13 protein-coding genes and 1 pseudogene are annotated in these 16128 nt (G+C 57.8%); 8 read left to right on the top strand and 6 right to left on the bottom strand.

What is annotated here, in order from left to right:
- Window positions 1–76: 76 nt before the first annotated feature.
- On the bottom strand, window positions 77–1600 hold the full coding sequence (locus V6L81_RS20130; RefSeq protein ID WP_095001801.1) for a fumarate hydratase: 1524 nt from the start codon (window positions 1598–1600) through the stop codon (window positions 77–79).
- A 350-nt stretch (window positions 1601–1950) separates the two neighbouring features.
- Between V6L81_RS20130 and V6L81_RS20125 the strand changes: the two genes are divergently transcribed.
- Window positions 1951–2886, top strand: coding sequence for an iron-sulfur-binding ferredoxin reductase (locus V6L81_RS20125; protein WP_338660290.1), 936 nt, complete (start codon window positions 1951–1953; stop codon window positions 2884–2886).
- Window positions 2887–2946: 60 nt separating this feature from the next.
- Here V6L81_RS20125 and pyk read toward each other — a convergent pair whose 3' ends face one another.
- A complete protein-coding gene (gene pyk, locus V6L81_RS20120) occupies window positions 2947–4398 on the bottom strand; it encodes a pyruvate kinase (RefSeq protein WP_088377893.1) in 1452 nt (483 codons plus the stop codon).
- Between the two features lie 162 nt (window positions 4399–4560).
- Here pyk and V6L81_RS20115 point away from each other — a divergent pair, with 162 nt between their 5' ends.
- The 3 genes from V6L81_RS20115 to sbcB all read left to right on the top strand — a co-directional run bounded on the left by V6L81_RS20115 (window position 4561) and on the right by sbcB (window position 7059).
- Complete coding sequence (locus V6L81_RS20115; protein ID WP_095001798.1) at window positions 4561–4941, top strand: tol-pal system YbgF family protein; 381 nt, start codon at window positions 4561–4563, stop codon at window positions 4939–4941.
- Window positions 4942–5180: 239 nt separating this feature from the next.
- Entirely contained in the window at window positions 5181–5540 is a 360-nt protein-coding gene (locus tag V6L81_RS20110) for a PilZ domain-containing protein (protein WP_095001797.1), read from the top strand.
- Window positions 5541–5607: 67 nt separating this feature from the next.
- Window positions 5608–7059: an exodeoxyribonuclease I gene (gene sbcB, locus V6L81_RS20105; RefSeq protein WP_095001796.1), complete on the top strand. Its 1452-nt coding sequence runs from the start codon at window positions 5608–5610 to the stop codon at window positions 7057–7059.
- Window positions 7060–7135: 76 nt separating this feature from the next.
- Here sbcB and mvaT read toward each other — a convergent pair whose 3' ends face one another.
- Complete coding sequence (mvaT, locus tag V6L81_RS20100) at window positions 7136–7513, bottom strand: histone-like nucleoid-structuring protein MvaT (RefSeq protein WP_048363549.1); 378 nt, start codon at window positions 7511–7513, stop codon at window positions 7136–7138.
- Between the two features lie 349 nt (window positions 7514–7862).
- Here mvaT and purU point away from each other — a divergent pair, with 349 nt between their 5' ends.
- A complete protein-coding gene (gene purU / locus V6L81_RS20095) occupies window positions 7863–8711 on the top strand; it encodes a formyltetrahydrofolate deformylase (protein ID WP_095001795.1) in 849 nt (282 codons plus the stop codon).
- Between the two features lie 63 nt (window positions 8712–8774).
- The gene (locus V6L81_RS20090) at window positions 8775–8954 is read left to right on the top strand and encodes a hypothetical protein (protein WP_095001794.1); all 180 of its coding nucleotides are present in this window, start codon (window positions 8775–8777) and stop codon (window positions 8952–8954) included.
- Here the strand turns inward: V6L81_RS20090 and V6L81_RS24270 are convergent.
- Together V6L81_RS24270 and V6L81_RS24265 are read right to left on the bottom strand one after the other, a co-directional pair.
- Window positions 8951–9715: a methyl-accepting chemotaxis protein gene (locus tag V6L81_RS24270; protein WP_370688598.1), complete on the bottom strand. Its 765-nt coding sequence runs from the start codon at window positions 9713–9715 to the stop codon at window positions 8951–8953. The genes V6L81_RS20090 and V6L81_RS24270 overlap by 4 nt on opposite strands.
- Window positions 9716–9805: 90 nt before the next feature.
- Window positions 9806–10840 (bottom strand): annotated as a pseudogene (locus V6L81_RS24265) (cache domain-containing protein); the annotation flags it as partial.
- A 195-nt stretch (window positions 10841–11035) separates the two neighbouring features.
- On the opposite strand from V6L81_RS24265, the gene V6L81_RS20080 reads away from it, so the two are divergent.
- Window positions 11036–12520 (top strand): helicase HerA-like domain-containing protein, encoded by a 1485-nt coding sequence (locus V6L81_RS20080; protein WP_338660289.1) that lies wholly within the window; start codon window positions 11036–11038, stop codon window positions 12518–12520.
- 64 nt (window positions 12521–12584) lie between these two features.
- Here the strand turns inward: V6L81_RS20080 and V6L81_RS20075 are convergent, their stop codons facing one another.
- Window positions 12585–13043 carry a DUF721 domain-containing protein gene (locus V6L81_RS20075; protein ID WP_095001791.1) on the bottom strand — a complete coding sequence of 153 codons (459 nt, stop codon included), beginning with the start codon at window positions 13041–13043 and terminating at the stop codon, window positions 12585–12587.
- A gap of 307 nt (window positions 13044–13350) precedes the next feature.
- Between V6L81_RS20075 and secA the strand changes: the two genes are divergently transcribed.
- The gene (secA, locus tag V6L81_RS20070; protein WP_095001790.1) at window positions 13351–16104 is read left to right on the top strand and encodes a preprotein translocase subunit SecA; all 2754 of its coding nucleotides are present in this window, start codon (window positions 13351–13353) and stop codon (window positions 16102–16104) included.
- Window positions 16105–16128: the final 24 nt, after the last annotated feature.

Below are 16128 nucleotides of genomic sequence, written 5' to 3'. Positions count from 1 at the left end.
GCTGAGGGGGCTTTTGGACAGGCATAAAAAAGGCCGGGTTAATAACCCGGCCTTTTTATTTCTGGCTAAAAAGCGCTTATTGCACTTCTACAGCCAGGCTGTCGCTGATTTTCTTCTGCCAGATCGCCGGGCCGGTGATGTGCACCGACTCGCCTTTACTGTCGACTGCCACCGTAACCGGCATGTCTTTGACATCGAACTCGTAGATCGCTTCCATGCCCAGTTCGGCAAAGGCCACTACACGGGACTTTTTGATCGCCTGGGCGACCAGGTAAGCAGCACCGCCCACAGCCATCAGATACACGGCTTTGTGTTCCTTGATCGCTTCAATGGCGGTAGGGCCGCGCTCGGACTTGCCGATCATGCCCAGCAAGCCGGTCTGATCAAGGATCTGACGAGTGAACTTGTCCATTCGCGTAGCGGTGGTCGGGCCTGCAGGGCCAACCACTTCGTCACGCACCGGATCAACCGGGCCAACGTAGTAGATAAAGCGACCCTTGAGGTCTACCGGCAAGGTTTCACCCTTGTTCAGCATTTCGACCATGCGCTTGTGCGCCGCGTCGCGACCGGTGAGCATTTTGCCGTTGAGCAGGACGGTCTCGCCCGGCTTCCAGCTCTGCACGTCTTCCGGGGTCAGGGTGTCAAGGTTGACACGGCGGGCCGACGGGCCGGCTTCCCAGACGATTTCCGGGTAGGCATCCAGCGGTGGCGCTTCGAGGGCTGCCGGGCCGGAGCCGTCCAGCACGAAGTGGGCGTGACGGGTGGCCGCGCAGTTCGGGATCATGCACACCGGCAGGGACGCTGCGTGGGTCGGGTAGTCCATGATTTTTACGTCGAGCACGGTAGTCAGGCCGCCCAGGCCCTGGGCGCCGATGCCCAGCTGGTTGACCTTCTCGAACAGCTCGATGCGCATCTCTTCGATACGGTTGCTCGGGCCACGCTTGATCAGGTCGTGAATGTCGATGGATTCCATCAACACTTCCTTGGCCATCACTGCGGCTTTTTCCGCGGTGCCGCCGATGCCGATACCCAGCATGCCCGGTGGGCACCAGCCCGCGCCCATGGTCGGAACGGTCTTGAGCACCCAGTCAACGATCGAGTCGGACGGGTTGAGCATGGCCATTTTCGACTTGTTCTCGGAACCGCCGCCCTTGGCTGCCACGTCCACTTCCACGGTGTTGCCCGGAACGATGGAGTAGTGGATCACTGCAGGGGTGTTGTCCTTGGTGTTGCGACGGGCACCGGCCGGGTCGGCCAGGATCGAAGCACGCAGGACGTTTTCCGGCAGGTTGTAAGCGCGACGCACGCCTTCGTTGATCATGTCGTCCAGGCCCATGGTGGCACCATCCCAGCGCACGTCCATGCCGACGCGTACGAATACGGTGACGATGCCGGTGTCCTGGCAGATCGGACGGTGGCCGGTGGCACACATGCGCGAGTTGATCAGGATTTGCGCCATCGAGTCACGGGCCGCTGGCGATTCTTCGCGCAGGTAGGCTTCGTGCATGGCCTGGATGAAGTCCACGGGGTGGTAGTAGGAAATGAATTGCAGGGCGTCAGCAACGCTCTGAATCAGGTCGTCTTGCTTGATCACGGTCATGGGTCGCGCTCCTCTATAAGACGGGAACATACAATCAATAAGGTGTTTGCGACCTTGGTGCATCGGTCTGTCGAAAACATCTTTGCTTGGCATACCGGACACGCATGACCGGTACAAAAACGGCGCGGCAGTATAACCCGGTACTCTCACTGATACACCCGTAGAGGTGCAAACGAAAGTAGGGGGTGGACGAGGGGTGATAAGTTAAACTGTAAAACCACGAAATATATGAAGATCAACTGTGGGAGCGGGCTTGCTCGCGATTGCATCACCGCGGTCATTCAAAAAAACCGCGCCGCCTGCATCGAGAGCAATCCAGCTCCCACAGGCTTACCCTGCGGAGGCCAGCAGTGCCCCAGTTACACGTCGCTGACCAGCACTGGTCAGTTGCCCCGAACACTAACCTGCTCGATGCCTTGAATCAGGTTGGCGTGTCGGTGCCCTACAGTTGCCGGGCGGGCAGTTGCCATGCCTGCCTGGTGCGCTGCGTGCGTGGTGAGCCCGCCGATCTCAAGCCCGAGGCATTGAGTCGGGACCAGCATGAGCAGGGCTGGCGCCTGGCCTGTCAGTGTCAAATTGTCGAAGACCTGCAGATTGAAGCCTTTGACCCGCTGCGCGACGGTGTGCCGGCCCAAGTGGCAGGGCTCGACTGGCTCAGTCCGACGGTGTTGCGCTTGCGCCTCACGCCGCAGCGGGCTTTGCGTTATCGCGCAGGCCAGCATCTGGTGCTGTGGGCTGGCGATGTGGCGCGGCCGTATTCGTTGTCCAGCCTGCCCGAAGAAGACCGCTTTCTGGAGTTTCACCTCGATTGTGCGCACCCCGGTGAGTTTGTCGACGCGGCCCGCCAGTTCAAGGTCGGTGACGTTGTACGGCTGGGCGAGTTGCGCGGCGGCGCACTGCGTTATGATCCGGACTGGCAGGAGCAACCGCTCTGGCTGCTGGCATCCGGTACCGGCCTGGGGCCTTTGTATGGCGTATTGCGCGAGGCCTTGCGTCAGGATCATCAAGGCCCGATACGGCTGGTGCATGTGGCCCGCGACAAGGCTGAGCATTACCTCCAGAGCGAACTGCTGGCCCTGTCGGCGGCTTGTCCAGGGTTTGTGATCGAGTACCTTGAACGCCCTCAGTTGCCCGACTACCTGTTACAGATGGGGGTTGTCTCGCGCCAGACCCGTGCCTTGGTCTGCGGTCACCCGGATACGGTCGATGCCTTTGCCAAACGTTTGTTTCTGGCGGGCTTGCCGCGTAATCAGCTGTTGGCCGATGCCTTTTTGACCCGCAGCTAGGCGCACAAAAAAGCCCCGCCTGATCACTCAGGCGGGGCTTGGGATTCAAACCTTGCAGGCTTAAACCATTTTGTCGCCGACATGCAGGATCTTCATGCCGTTGGTGCCGCCGATGGTGTGGTAGCTGTCGCCCTTGGTCAGGATGACCCAGTCGCCTTTTTCCACAACGCCACGCTTGAGCAGCTCGTCGATGGCAGCCTGGCTGACCTGTTCTGGCGGCAGCGATGCCGGGTCGAACGGTACGGTGTAGACGCCACGGAACATTGCCGCGCGCGCCTGGGTTTCACGGTGCGGGGAGTAGGCGTAGATTGGTACCGAGGAGCGGATGCGCGACATGATCAGCGGGGTGTAGCCGCTTTCAGTCAGGGCGATGATCGCTTTGACACCCGGGAAGTGGTTGGCGGTGTACATGGCCGCCAGCGCAATGCTCTGGTCGCAGCTTTCGAAGGTTTTACCGATACGGTGGCTGGACGTTTTGCTGGTCGGGTGCTTTTCAGCGCCGACACAGATGCGCGCCATAGCCTGCACGGCTTCCAGCGGGTAGGCGCCGGCAGCACTTTCAGCCGAGAGCATCACGGCGTCGGTGTAGTCGAGAACGGCGTTGGCAACGTCGGACACTTCGGCACGAGTTGGCATCGGGTTCTGGATCATCGACTCCATCATCTGGGTTGCCACGATCACCGCTTTATTGTGGCGACGTGCGTGCAGAATGATTTTCTTCTGGATGCCCACCAGCTCGGCATCGCCGATTTCAACACCGAGGTCGCCACGGGCAACCATCACCGCGTCGCTGGCCTTGATCAGGCCGTCGAGGGTTTCGTCATCGGCTACGGCTTCGGCGCGTTCAATCTTCGCTACCAGCCAGGCAGTACCGCCGGCTTCGTCGCGCAGTTGGCGGGCGTATTCCATGTCGGCAGCGTCACGCGGGAACGACACGGCCAGGTAGTCGACTTGCATTTCGGCAGCCAGCTTGATGTCGGCCTTGTCTTTTTCAGTCAGGGCCGGTGCGGTCAGGCCACCACCGCGACGGTTGATGCCTTTGTGGTCGGACAGTGGGCCGCCGATCAGCACGGTGCAGTGCAGGGCGTCGTCGGTGGCAGTGTCTACACGCATCACCACACGGCCGTCATCGAGCAGCAGCTCGTCGCCGACGCCGCAGTCTTTAACCAGGTCCGGGTAGTCGATGCCGACCACTTGCTGGTTGCCTTCGGTCAACGGATGGCTGGTGGAGAAGGTGAATTGATCACCGATCTTCAGCTCGATCTTTTTGTTGGCAAATTTGGCGATACGAATTTTCGGGCCTTGCAGGTCACCCAGCAGGGCTACGAAACGACCGTGCTTGGCAGCGATGTCACGTACCAGCTTGGCGCGAGCCTTGTGCTCGTCGGGGGTGCCGTGGGAAAAGTTCAGACGGGCAACGTCCAGGCCAGCGAGGATCAGCTGTTCCAGCATTTCCGGTGAATTGCTGGCAGGGCCAAGTGTGGCAACAATTTTGGTTCGACGAACAGACATGCAAAGACTCCTGAGTTCAAGCGCTGCCAAAGGCTACTATGGTCTTTGGCTGTAGTCATTGTTCCTCTGCACTACTTTCTGCTTAAGTTGTGGTGCATCGGGTCTGTTGTCTGAAGAATCTGGCCGTGGGGTCGATACACTGTTATGAACAGGAGATGCCCCATGCGAATCGTGCTCGTTTTAATCTTGGTCGCCAGTGCGACCGGCTGTACCCGTTGGTCGATGAACCATCATTTGAACAATGCCTATCGTGCTTACGACCGGGGCAATTGTGAAACGGTAATGCTTGAGTTGTCCGAGGTTGATCGCGACAGTCGTAGTCGCCCGTACATTTGGCCACAAACAGCTATGCTCCGTGGACTGTGTCTTGAGCGTACGAAGTTTTACTTGGATGCGTCCCAGACTTACCAGTACATCATCAACGAATTTCCCAAGAGCGAGTACGCCTACCGGGCCAAGGCTCGGATCGAGACATTGCGCATTCTCAGGTTCATCCCGGGCCCCGGCACTACTGCCCAGGCAGTGCCTGTAAGCATTCCATGATGGGCGAAATTTAAACTGGTCATTTGTGCCCGGTTGGCTAATATCAAATTCGTTCGAGTGTTTTTTGTTTCTCTTGGTACACAAACGGATGACTCGCTCTGTCGCTGCTTGATATGTCGAGCTTCAGGTGAAGATGGCGGGCAGATCTACACGTGACTGTTGGCCCGGATGTGGGGGACAGGGCGTTTCGAGACGCCAGCGCGGCCATGCTGAATGGCCTCTCTATAGTGAAGTTGAACATGGTTATCGAACGGCTTATCCAGCGGCACCAACTGACGTTTTTCCTGAAAGTGTTCAATCGGTTCACGGACAAGCCTATTGGCTATCTGGGCAATGTGTCTGATGGCGGGTTGATGCTGATCAGCCAGTTACCGATGTTGGTCGACGCCAATTTCGAGTTTCGGATCAAGCTTCCCGGTGCCGATGGGGAGGTGCAGTTTATCGACCTGACAGCGCGTTGCCTGTGGTGCCGTGAGGATCTAACGCCGCATTATTACGATTCCGGGTTTATCCTGTATCAGCCACCCGCCGAGTACAGCGGTTTGATCAGTGCCTTGCAGCGCTACTTCAGCTTCCAGCCCCTGCAAGCCTCTGCATAGCCCCGGGGCTGGTCTTGCCCGGGTTTGAGCGCCTAGACTGTCCGGGTCTACTGCTCAGGAACACCCCGTGACCTCTATCTTCTGGTACGACTACGAAACCACTGGTATCAACCCGCGCTGCGACCGGGCGGTGCAAGTGGCCGGCATCCGCACCGACCTTGAACTCAACGAGATTGATCAGCCGGTCAACCTCTATTGTCAGCCAAGCGACGATATCCTCCCTCATCCCATGGCCTGCCTGATCACCGGCATCACGCCCGCTCGTCTCGAAGACAAGGGCCTGGGCGAAGCCGAGTTCATGACTCGCACCCATGCCCAGCTGGCACTGCCCGGCACTTGCGGGGCGGGCTACAACTCGTTGCGCTTTGATGATGAGGTAACGCGCTACAGTCTCTACCGAAACTTCTTCGACCCTTATGCACGTGAATGGCAGGGTGGCAACAGTCGCTGGGACCTCATTGATGTGGTGCGAACAGCCTATGCCCTGCGGCCTGAAGGCATCGTCTGGCCAGAGGAAGAGGGGCGGGTGACGCTCAAGCTTGAACGGTTGACGGCGGCTAACGGGATTGATCATGGCCAGGCCCACGATGCGTTGTCCGATGTACGGGCAACCATTGCGCTGGCCCGGCTGATTCGTGACAAACAACCCAAGTTATATGACTGGTTATTCCAGTTGCGCAGCAAACAACGTGTGCTTGATCAAATTCGGCTATTGCAGCCCATGCTGCATATCTCGGGGCGTTTTTCCGCGGCCAGACATTATGCCGGTGTGGTCTTGCCGCTGGGTTGGCACCCAAAGAATCGTAATGCTCTGATTGTCTACGACCTGCACTTAGACCCTCAGCCTTTACTGGAGATGGACGCCGCAGCGTTGCGCAAGATGCTCTATACCCGGCGTGAAGATTTACCCGACGGTCAATTACCCATTGGGCTAAAGCTGATTCAAGTTAATCGTTGCCCGGTGGTCGCCCCCTTGAATGTAGTGCGTGCCCAGGACCAACAGCGATTGCAACTGGACATGGACCTCTATCACGCGCGAGCCCGGAGCCTTGTTGAGGCTCAGCAAGTTTGGCAGGAAAAGTTGTCGGCCATTTATGCCCGCGAAGACTTTACCCCCAGTGAAGATCCGGAGCAGCAATTGTATGACGGGTTTATTGGCGATCGAGACCGTCGACTGTGTGAGCAGGTCAGGCACAGTGACCCGGAGCAATTGGCCAAAGATACATGGCCATTTGATGATGAGCGCTTGCCCGAATTATTGTTTCGATACCGCGCCCGAAACTTTCCACATACCCTGAGTGAACAAGAACAGCAGCGTTGGCATATCTTCTGCCAGCAGCGTTTGTCGGATCCGGCCATGGGTGCGCCTTTGACCCTGGACAGCTTTATGCAGGCAGCAGATGAGCTGTCGCGCAGTGCCACGCCGGCCCAGCTAAAGCTTCTGGGCGAATGGCAGCGCTATGCCCAGGCATTGAGCCGGCGTGTCGGGCTGAGCCCGCCCGCCGAGAGTGCGGACTAAAACACAGGCAATAAAAAACGCCAGCATGCTGGCGTTTTTTAGTGGCATCGCAAAATAGTTGCGGGCCCGGTGTCACTTAGTCGAGCAAAGTAGCCCAACCTTCAACCACGTCGCCGCCCCACTTGGCTTTCCACTCTTTCAGAGTTTTGTGGTTGCCACCTTTGGTTTCAATCACTTCACCATTGTGTGGGTTTTTGTATTGTTTAACCTTACGGGCACGTTTGGTGCCGGTGGTTTTAACAACGCCGCGAGGTGCTTTGCTAACTTTGGATTCCGGATCCAGCAGAGCGATGATATCGCGTAGCGATTTTTGGTATTCGCCCATCAGCGTGCGCAGTTTGCCTTCAAATTCCAGCTCGGTTTGAAGTTTGTCGTCTTCGGACAGGTTCTTCAGGCGGGCTTGCAGTTCTTTGATGGCTTCTTCGGTTGCACGATATTCGTTGATCAAGGACATGAGGATAACCTTATGTTGAAAAGGATGTCAGGGAGACAGTGGCGCAATAGTAGTCAGACAGTTACTGCAAGTAAACATGAAAGGGCTATTTAATTTAAAATTTTATTCATTAACTTTGCCCTCGAGAATATGCGCGCTATTAAATACACCGCGCTACAGTGAGGTTAATATGGACGATCAATAACATCGGCAAGTGTCCGTCCATTGCAGTGCAGGCCACGTCGATGCTGGTGTGGCACCTTCGGTGCGCGACCCGATGGCGCAGGTGCCGAGCTGTAACGAATACTGCAGTTTTGCTGCGCACTCGCTAGAATGGCGGCCTTAGTAAAGTTTTTGGAGTTTTCCCCTCATGCGCACTTTTCGGTTGGTGATTGCGTGCCCCGACGGCGTCGGCATTGTCGCCAAGGTCAGCAATTTCCTTGCCTCCCACAATGGCTGGATCACTGAAGCAAGCCACCACTCGGACGACCAGAGCGGTTGGTTCTTTATGCGTCACGAGATTCGTGCCGATTCCCTGCCGTTCGGGCTGGAGGCGTTTCGTGAGGCATTTGCCCCGATCGCCGAAGAGTTCTCGATGGAGTGGCGCATTACCGATACGGCGCAGAAAAAACGCGTGGTATTGATGGCGAGCCGCGAATCCCACTGCCTGGCAGATCTGCTGCACCGCTGGCACAGCGATGAACTGGACTGCGATATTTCCTGCGTGATCTCCAATCACGATGACCTGCGCAGCATGGTCGAGTGGCATGGCATCCCGTTCTATCACGTACCGGTTGACCCGAAGAACAAGGAGCCGGCTTTCGCCGAAGTCTCGCGTCTGGTCAAGCACCATGCTGCCGAAGTGGTGGTACTGGCCCGTTACATGCAAATCCTGCCACCTGACCTGTGCAGCGAATATGCCGGCCAGGTCATCAATATCCACCACAGCTTCCTGCCGTCGTTTGTCGGCGCCAAGCCTTATCACCAGGCCTCGATGCGGGGCGTGAAGCTGATCGGTGCAACCTGCCATTATGTGACTGAAGAGCTGGATGCCGGTCCTATCATCGAGCAGGACGTGGTACGTGTCAGCCACAGTGACAGCATTGAGGATATGGTGCGTTTCGGCCGTGATGTCGAGAAAATGGTACTGGCCCGTGGCTTGCGTTATCACCTTGAAGATCGCGTGCTGGTGCATGGCAACAAGACTGTAGTGTTCTGATCGGTTATTGATTAACGCAGTGGGAGCGAGCCTGCTCGCGAAGGATTGCCGGCGGAGGATGTGATGAGCGATCCACTCGACAAGGCGACATCCAGTGCTCCACCGACCTTGGGTGAGGGCTGTCTGAGTCGCTATGACCCGGATGCCCTCAGCCCCGAGGACGGCACCGACTTCCCCGGTGCCGCCGAGCTTTGGGCGCAGGAGCTAGACGCTGCAGGCATGCAGCGTGTGCCTGAAGCCTAAATCCTGAAACTGCCCACCAGATGCTTCAGGCGGGCAGCCTGCTGTTCCAGATCGGAACACGCGCGAAGGGTTGATTGAAGGTTTTCGACGCCTTCCTGATTCAGCGTATTGATCTCGGTAATGTCCATATTGATCGACTCGACCACCGAGGTTTGTTCCTCGGTTGCCGTGGCGACAGACTGGTTCATGCCGTCGATTTCACCAATGCGTTCGGTCACGCTGATCAGGCGCTCGCCCGCGCGGTTGGCGATTTCCACGCTGTCCTGGCTGTGACGCTGGCTTTCTTCCATGGTGCTCACTGAGCCTCGGGCACTGATCTGCAATTCTTCGATCATTTTCTGCACTTGCTGCGCCGATTCCTGGGTGCGGTGTGCCAGGTTGCGCACTTCATCGGCGACCACGGCAAAGCCACGCCCGGCTTCGCCAGCACGAGCTGCTTCAATGGCGGCGTTAAGGGCCAGCAGGTTGGTTTGCTGGGAAATGCTGGTGATCACCTCCAGGATTTGACCGATATTCACCGTCTTGTCGTTAAGCGACTCGATATGACCGCTGGAGGTGCCAAGCATTTGCGACAGCTTCTGCATCGAGCTGATGCTGCGTTCGACCACTTCCTGGCCTTCCTCGGCAAGGCCGCGAGCATCGCTGGCCTGGTGCGAGGCCTGGGCGGCGTTGCGGGCGATCTCCTGTGCGGCGGCGCCCAGTTCGTTGATAGCAGCGGCGACGCTACTGGTGCGGCTGGCCTGTTCGTCAGAGTTGAGCATCGATGAGTTGGAAGCGCTGACAACCCGCAGGACCACCTCGTTGACCTGGCCGGTGGCCGAGGCCACTTCGCTGATGGAAGCGTGAATGCGCTCGACAAAACGGTTGAATGCGCTGCCCAGGGTACCGAATTCATCCTGGGACTCCACCACCAGGCGGCGCGTCAGGTCACCTTCGCCTTCGGCAATATTCTGCATGGCGCGGGTCATCACGTGCAGCGGTTGCATCAGCAGGCGAATCAACAGGCCGAGCAGGGCGATGATCGAAACCACGGCGATAACCGTGGCAATGATTGCCGAAGTACGGAACTCACTGAGCGCTGCGAAAGCCTGCTGCTTGTCAACCGACAGGCCGATGTACCAGTTGGCTGAGCCCAGCCCTTTGATCGGGGTGAAGCTTACGATCCGGGTTTTGCCATTGGCCTGGATCTCGCTGAACGCAGTGGTGATCGCGGGAGTGTCCTGCGGATAGATGTCCTTCAGGTTCCTGGTGGCCAGGCTCTTGTCCGGGTGCACCAGGATTTCGCCGTCGGCATTGATCAGAAAGGCGTAACCCATGCCGTTGAAATTCAGCGCGTTGATGCTGTCGGTGATGGCTTGCAGGGTCATGTCGGCGCCGACCACACCCAGGGTTTGAGAGCCCTTTTTTACCGGGGCCGCGATGGTAATGACCATCTGTCCGGTGGCAGCATCTATATAGGGTTTGGTCAGGCTGGAGCTGCTGCTGTTGAACGCATCCTTGTACCAGGGCCGGGTGCGCGGGTCGTAGCCGTCAGGCATCTTGCTGTCAGGGCGAATGGTAAATCCGCCTTGGCTGTCACCAAAATAAACCGACATAAAGGTACTGCTCAGGGTTTTTTGTTCCAGCAGGCTGGCCACCTGGGCGGGCTCTGGAGTCAGGGCGATGGATTCAGCGAGGTTTTGCGCCAGCAGGATCCGGCCACCGAGCCAGGTCTGAATGTTATTGGCCGTGACACTGCCCATCTCGTGCAGGTAGTTGTCCAGGTTGTTGCGGATGGCGTTGCGTTGCAAGTAGTCGTTATACAGCGTAAATAGCGAAAAGGCGGCTATTACGATCAGGGACGCGGCAAGCAGGATTTTATGACTGAAACGCAGGTTTTTATTCATGGCTTGAAGGGTCCGCTAAGGTCTAAAAGTGTGCGACATACACTCTGGTAAAACGCGCGCTCTACACAGCACTGCCTGAACAGGGCAAGTTGGCTGTTGATCAAGCCGCTTTACCACGCTAAATCCGGTTTTATGTGGTCTAGCATTCAGTGTGTATCGACCCGCGATCGCTAAAGATTAATCAAAGGTGGCAAAATGCCTGACTCTTCTGCTCTAGTAATCGGCGCTGACCTTTCGGCTCAGCCCATCGCGCAGTCCTTGCGCCTGGCCAATCGCCACGGTTTAGTGGCGGGAGCCACGGGCACGGGTAAAACCGTTACGCTTCAGCGGCTGGCTGAACAGTTCAGTGATGCCGGGGTGGCCGTCTTCGCCGCCGACATCAAGGGTGACTTGTGCGGCCTGGGTGCGGCCGGCAATCCCCAGGGCAAGATTGCCGAACGGATCGCGGGAATGCCCTGGCTCAATTACCAGCCCAAGGCCTATCCGGTTACTTTGTGGGATATCCAGGGCAAGACGGGTCACCCATTGCGCACGACCCTGAGTGACATGGGGCCGTTGCTGCTGGGCAGCCTGCTGGAGCTGACCGACAGCCAGCAGTCGGCCCTCTATGCCGCCTTCAAGGTGGCGGATCGGGAAGGGTTGTTGCTGCTTGACCTTAAAGACCTCAAGGCACTGCTCAATCACCTGCGTGACAACCCACAAGTGCTTGGCGATGACGCGGCCCTGATGACCACGGGCTCCAGCCAGGCGTTGTTGCGCCGTCTGGCAACCCTTGAGCAGCAGGGTGCAGAAGCCCTGTTTGGTGAGCCGGCACTGCAGCTCGACGATATTTTGCAGCCCGCCAGCGACGGGCGCGGGCAGATCCATCTGCTCGATGCCAGCCGCCTGGTGCATGAAGCGCCCAAGGTCTACGCAACGTTCCTGTTGTGGTTGCTGGCGGAGCTTTTCGAACAGTTGCCCGAGCGCGGCGATGCAGACAAGCCCTTTCTGGCGCTGTTTTTCGACGAAGCGCATCTGTTGTTTGCTGGTACGCCAAAAGCATTGCAGGACCGGCTGGAACAAGTGGTCAGGTTGATTCGCTCCAAGGGTGTAGGGGTGTATTTCGTCACTCAATCACCGGCGGACTTGCCCGATACGGTGCTGGCACAGTTGGGGTTGCGTATCCAGCACGGGCTGCGGGCCTTTACGGCCAAAGAGCAGAAATCCCTGAAAGCTGTGGCAGACGGCTTTCGCCCCAATCCGGCATTCAGCGCGCTGGCCGTACTGACGGAGCTGGGCACGGGGGAGGCTCTGGTGGGCATGCTTGAGGAAAAAGGCACGCCGGCGATGGTTCAGCGGGTGCTGATTGCGCCACCGCAATCGCGTATAGGCCCGCTGACGGAGGCCGAAAGGGCTGCATTGATCAGCCGTTCAGCGCTGCAGGGGCGTTATGACAAGCCCGTTGATCGAGAGTCGGCTTATGAAATCCTCATGGCCCGCAAAGGCGTGGCACCGCAAGATCAGGCGCAGACACAGGCTGCACAGCACGAGCCGGGGTTTCTTGATCAGGCGGGAGACTTTTTGGGCACGACAGCAGGCAAGGCCTTGCAGTCGATGGCGCGTCAGGCGGCGGGTCAGATGGGCCGTCAGCTGGTGCGCGGGCTGTTGGGGTCGTTACTGGGTAACAGCAAGCGCAAATAAATAACAAGACTGCAACTGTGGGAGCGAGCAGGCTCGCTCCCACAATGGGGCTTGATCAGGAGGATCAGTCGGGTTTGGGCCGCGCGTGGCTGGCCAGGCGTTCAAGGGCCGCGCGCAAGGCCGGGTCGGTAATGCCATCGGCCGTTGCCTGGATGGTCTGGGCGGCATCGACGGACAAATCCAGCGTATGCCCCGCGACCTTGGCCTGTACCGTGGGCGGCTGCACCTTGAACAAAATGCGGGTCAGGCTGGCGAACTCGTCGAATGCCTGCAGTTGGCGCAGCAGGCGCTTTTGCTGATAGCGCAGGCGAGTGGCCCAATGGCCGTCGGTCACGATCAGCAACAAACTCCCTTCACGCCATGAGGCAACGTGACAATGCTCCCTCGCGGCGGGCTGAAGCTGGCTTTCAAGCAGGCGTTGCAGGTGTGCCAGGCGCTTGGCATGGCCGAAAATAGCTTTTAGGGGCTTGGCCTCGCGGAGCAGGACGGAGGGTGCCCGTGCTGGATGTGGGCGAAATGCCATGTTCAAACACCTGATAAAACAGAGCTGCAATCTTAGCAGATGCCTGCCTCTCACTGGTCCGGGCTAAGGTAAATCTGAATTTATTTATGAAATCAATGAGTAACTTCTTGTGCAAACGGGTTGAAGTTCAGCAAAAAGCCCTTATTTTAGGGAGGCCCCTTCACAACGCAGTACCAGTATCGTGGAATAACGCCACTTTCCTCACCGCCGTTTCCGGGTAGAATGCTCGTTCGCATGCGGCCATCAGGGCTGCTCGGGCGACTCTCGGGGCCGCCCTCCATCCCTATGTGTGGAAGATCCTGCCGATATGTTTGCGCCTTTGTTAAAGAAACTTTTTGGAAGCAAGAACGAGCGCGAAGTTAAACGCATGCTCAAGACAGTACAGGTCGTCAATTCCTTCGAAGAGCAGATGGTTGCCCTGACCGATGAGCAATTGCGCGCCAAGACCGAAGAGTTCAAGGCCCGCATAGCCAAAGGTGAGACCCTCGACCAACTGCTGCCAGAAGCCTTTGCGGTCTGCCGTGAAGCCGGCAAGCGTGTCATGGGCATGCGTCACTTCGATGTACAGCTGATCGGCGGCATGACCTTGCATGAAGGCATGATCGCAGAAATGCGTACGGGTGAAGGCAAGACCTTGGTAGCAACCCTGGGCGTTTACCTCAACGCATTGTCGGGCAAGGGCGTTCACGTGGTAACCGTGAACGACTACCTGGCTCGCCGGGATGCCAACTGGATGCGCCCGCTCTACGAGTTCCTGGGCCTTACGGTCGGTGTCGTGACACCGTTCCAGCCACCTCAGGAAAAGCGCGAAGCCTATGCTGCCGATATCACTTACGGCACCAACAACGAGTTCGGTTTCGATTACCTGCGTGACAACATGGCTTTCAGCATGGAAGAAAAATTCCAGCGCGAGCTTAATTTCGCCGTAATCGACGAAGTCGACTCCATCCTTATCGATGAAGCCCGTACTCCGCTGATCATCTCCGGTCAGGCTGAAGACAGCTCCAAGCTGTACATTGAAATCAACAAGCTGATCCCTCGCCTTGAGCAACACATCGAGGAAGTGGAAGGCGAAGTCACCAAGGCTGGCCATTTCACCATCGATGAAAAGACCCGCCAGGTTGAGCTGAACGAAGCCGGTCACCAGTTCGTTGAAGACATGCTGACCCAGATCGGCCTGCTCGCCGAAGGCGAAAGCCTGTACTCGGCGCACAACCTGGGCCTGTTGACCCACGTGTACGCTGCACTGCGCGCCCACAAGCTGTTCCATCGCAACGTTGAATACATCGTTGAAGACGGTCAGGTATTGCTGGTCGACGAACACACTGGGCGTACCATGCCGGGTCGTCGTCTGTCCGAAGGCCTGCACCAGGCGATCGAAGCGAAGGAAGGCCTGAATATCCAGGCAGAGAGCCAGACCCTGGCCTCGACCACCTTCCAGAACTACTTCCGCCTGTACAACAAGCTGTCGGGCATGACCGGTACAGCAGACACCGAAGCGTTTGAATTCCACCAGATCTACGGTCTGTCGGTAATGGTCATCCCGCCGAACAAGCCGCTGGCGCGTAAAGACTACAACGACCTGGTGTTCCTCACCGCGGACGAGAAGTACGCGGCGATCGTGGCCGACATCAAGGACTGCATGGCCAAGGGTCGTCCGGTGCTGGTGGGTACGGCAACCATCGAAACCTCCGAGCACATGTCCAACCTTCTGAAGAAGGAAGGCATCGAGCACAAGGTTCTGAACGCCAAGTTCCACGAAAAAGAAGCAGAAATCATTGCACAGGCCGGTCGTCCGGGCGCGTTGACCATTGCAACCAACATGGCCGGTCGTGGTACCGACATCCTGTTGGGCGGCAACTGGGAAGTGGAAGTAGCCTCCCTGGAAAACCCGACACCTGAGCAGATCGCGCAGATCAAGGCCGACTGGCAAAAACGTCACCAGCAGGTGCTGGAGTCGGGTGGCCTGCATGTGATCGCTTCCGAGCGTCACGAATCGCGCCGTATCGACAACCAGCTGCGTGGCCGTGCCGGCCGTCAGGGTGACACCGGTTCCAGCCGTTTCTACCTGTCGCTGGAAGACAGCCTGATGCGTATCTTCGCCTCTGATCGGGTGAAGAACTTCATGAAGGCCCTGGGCATGCAGTCCGGCGAAGCGATTGAGCACCGCATGGTGACCAACGCGATCGAGAAGGCCCAGCGCAAGGTTGAAGGTCGCAACTTCGATATCCGCAAGCAATTGCTGGAGTTCGATGACGTCAACAACGAACAGCGTAAAGTGATTTATCACATGCGTAACACGTTGCTGGCAGCCGACAACATCGGTGAGACCATCGCCGACTTCCGCAAGGATGTACTGGACAGCACCGTAAGCGCTCATATTCCGCCACAATCGTTGCCGGAACAGTGGGACGTCAAAGGTCTGGAAGCGGCCATCGAAAGCGGCTTCGGGGTGAAACTGCCGATCCAGCAATGGCTCGACGAAGATGATCACCTGTACGAAGAAACCCTGCGTGAGAAGCTGCTGGCTGAATTGATTGCAGCTTACAACGAGAAAGAAGAGCAGGCCGGTGCTGAAGCACTGCGCACGTTCGAGAAGCAGATTGTGCTGCGCGTTCTGGATGACCTGTGGAAAGACCACCTGTCGACCATGGACCACCTGCGCCACGGTATCCACTTGCGCGGTTATGCGCAGAAGAACCCGAAGCAGGAGTACAAGCGCGAGTCGTTCAACCTGTTCTCCGAGCTGCTTGATTCGATCAAACGCGACTCGATCCGTGTGTTGTCCCACGTACAGGTTCGTCGTGAAGACCCGGTCGAAGAGGAGGCGCGCCTGCGCCAGGAAGCTGAAGACCTGGCTTCGCGCATGCAGTTCCAGCATGCTGAAGCGCCGGGCCTTGACCAGCCGGAGGCAATGGCCCAGGTGCTGCAAGGTGCTGACGTCGAAGATGTTGTGGCGGCAACCGAGCCTGTTCGTAGCGAGCAGAAGCTGGGTCGCAACGAGCTGTGCCACTGCGGCTCGGGCAAGAAATACAAGCACTGTCACGGGCAAATCAACTAAAGCCCGCTTCACCTGCTGAAACAC

The sequence above is a fragment of the Pseudomonas bubulae genome (assembly GCF_037023725.1).
Lineage (GTDB): Bacteria > Pseudomonadota > Gammaproteobacteria > Pseudomonadales > Pseudomonadaceae > Aquipseudomonas > Aquipseudomonas bubulae.
The sequence above is the reverse complement of the archived record's forward strand: the minus strand, read 5'-3'. Positions and strand labels throughout refer to the sequence as shown.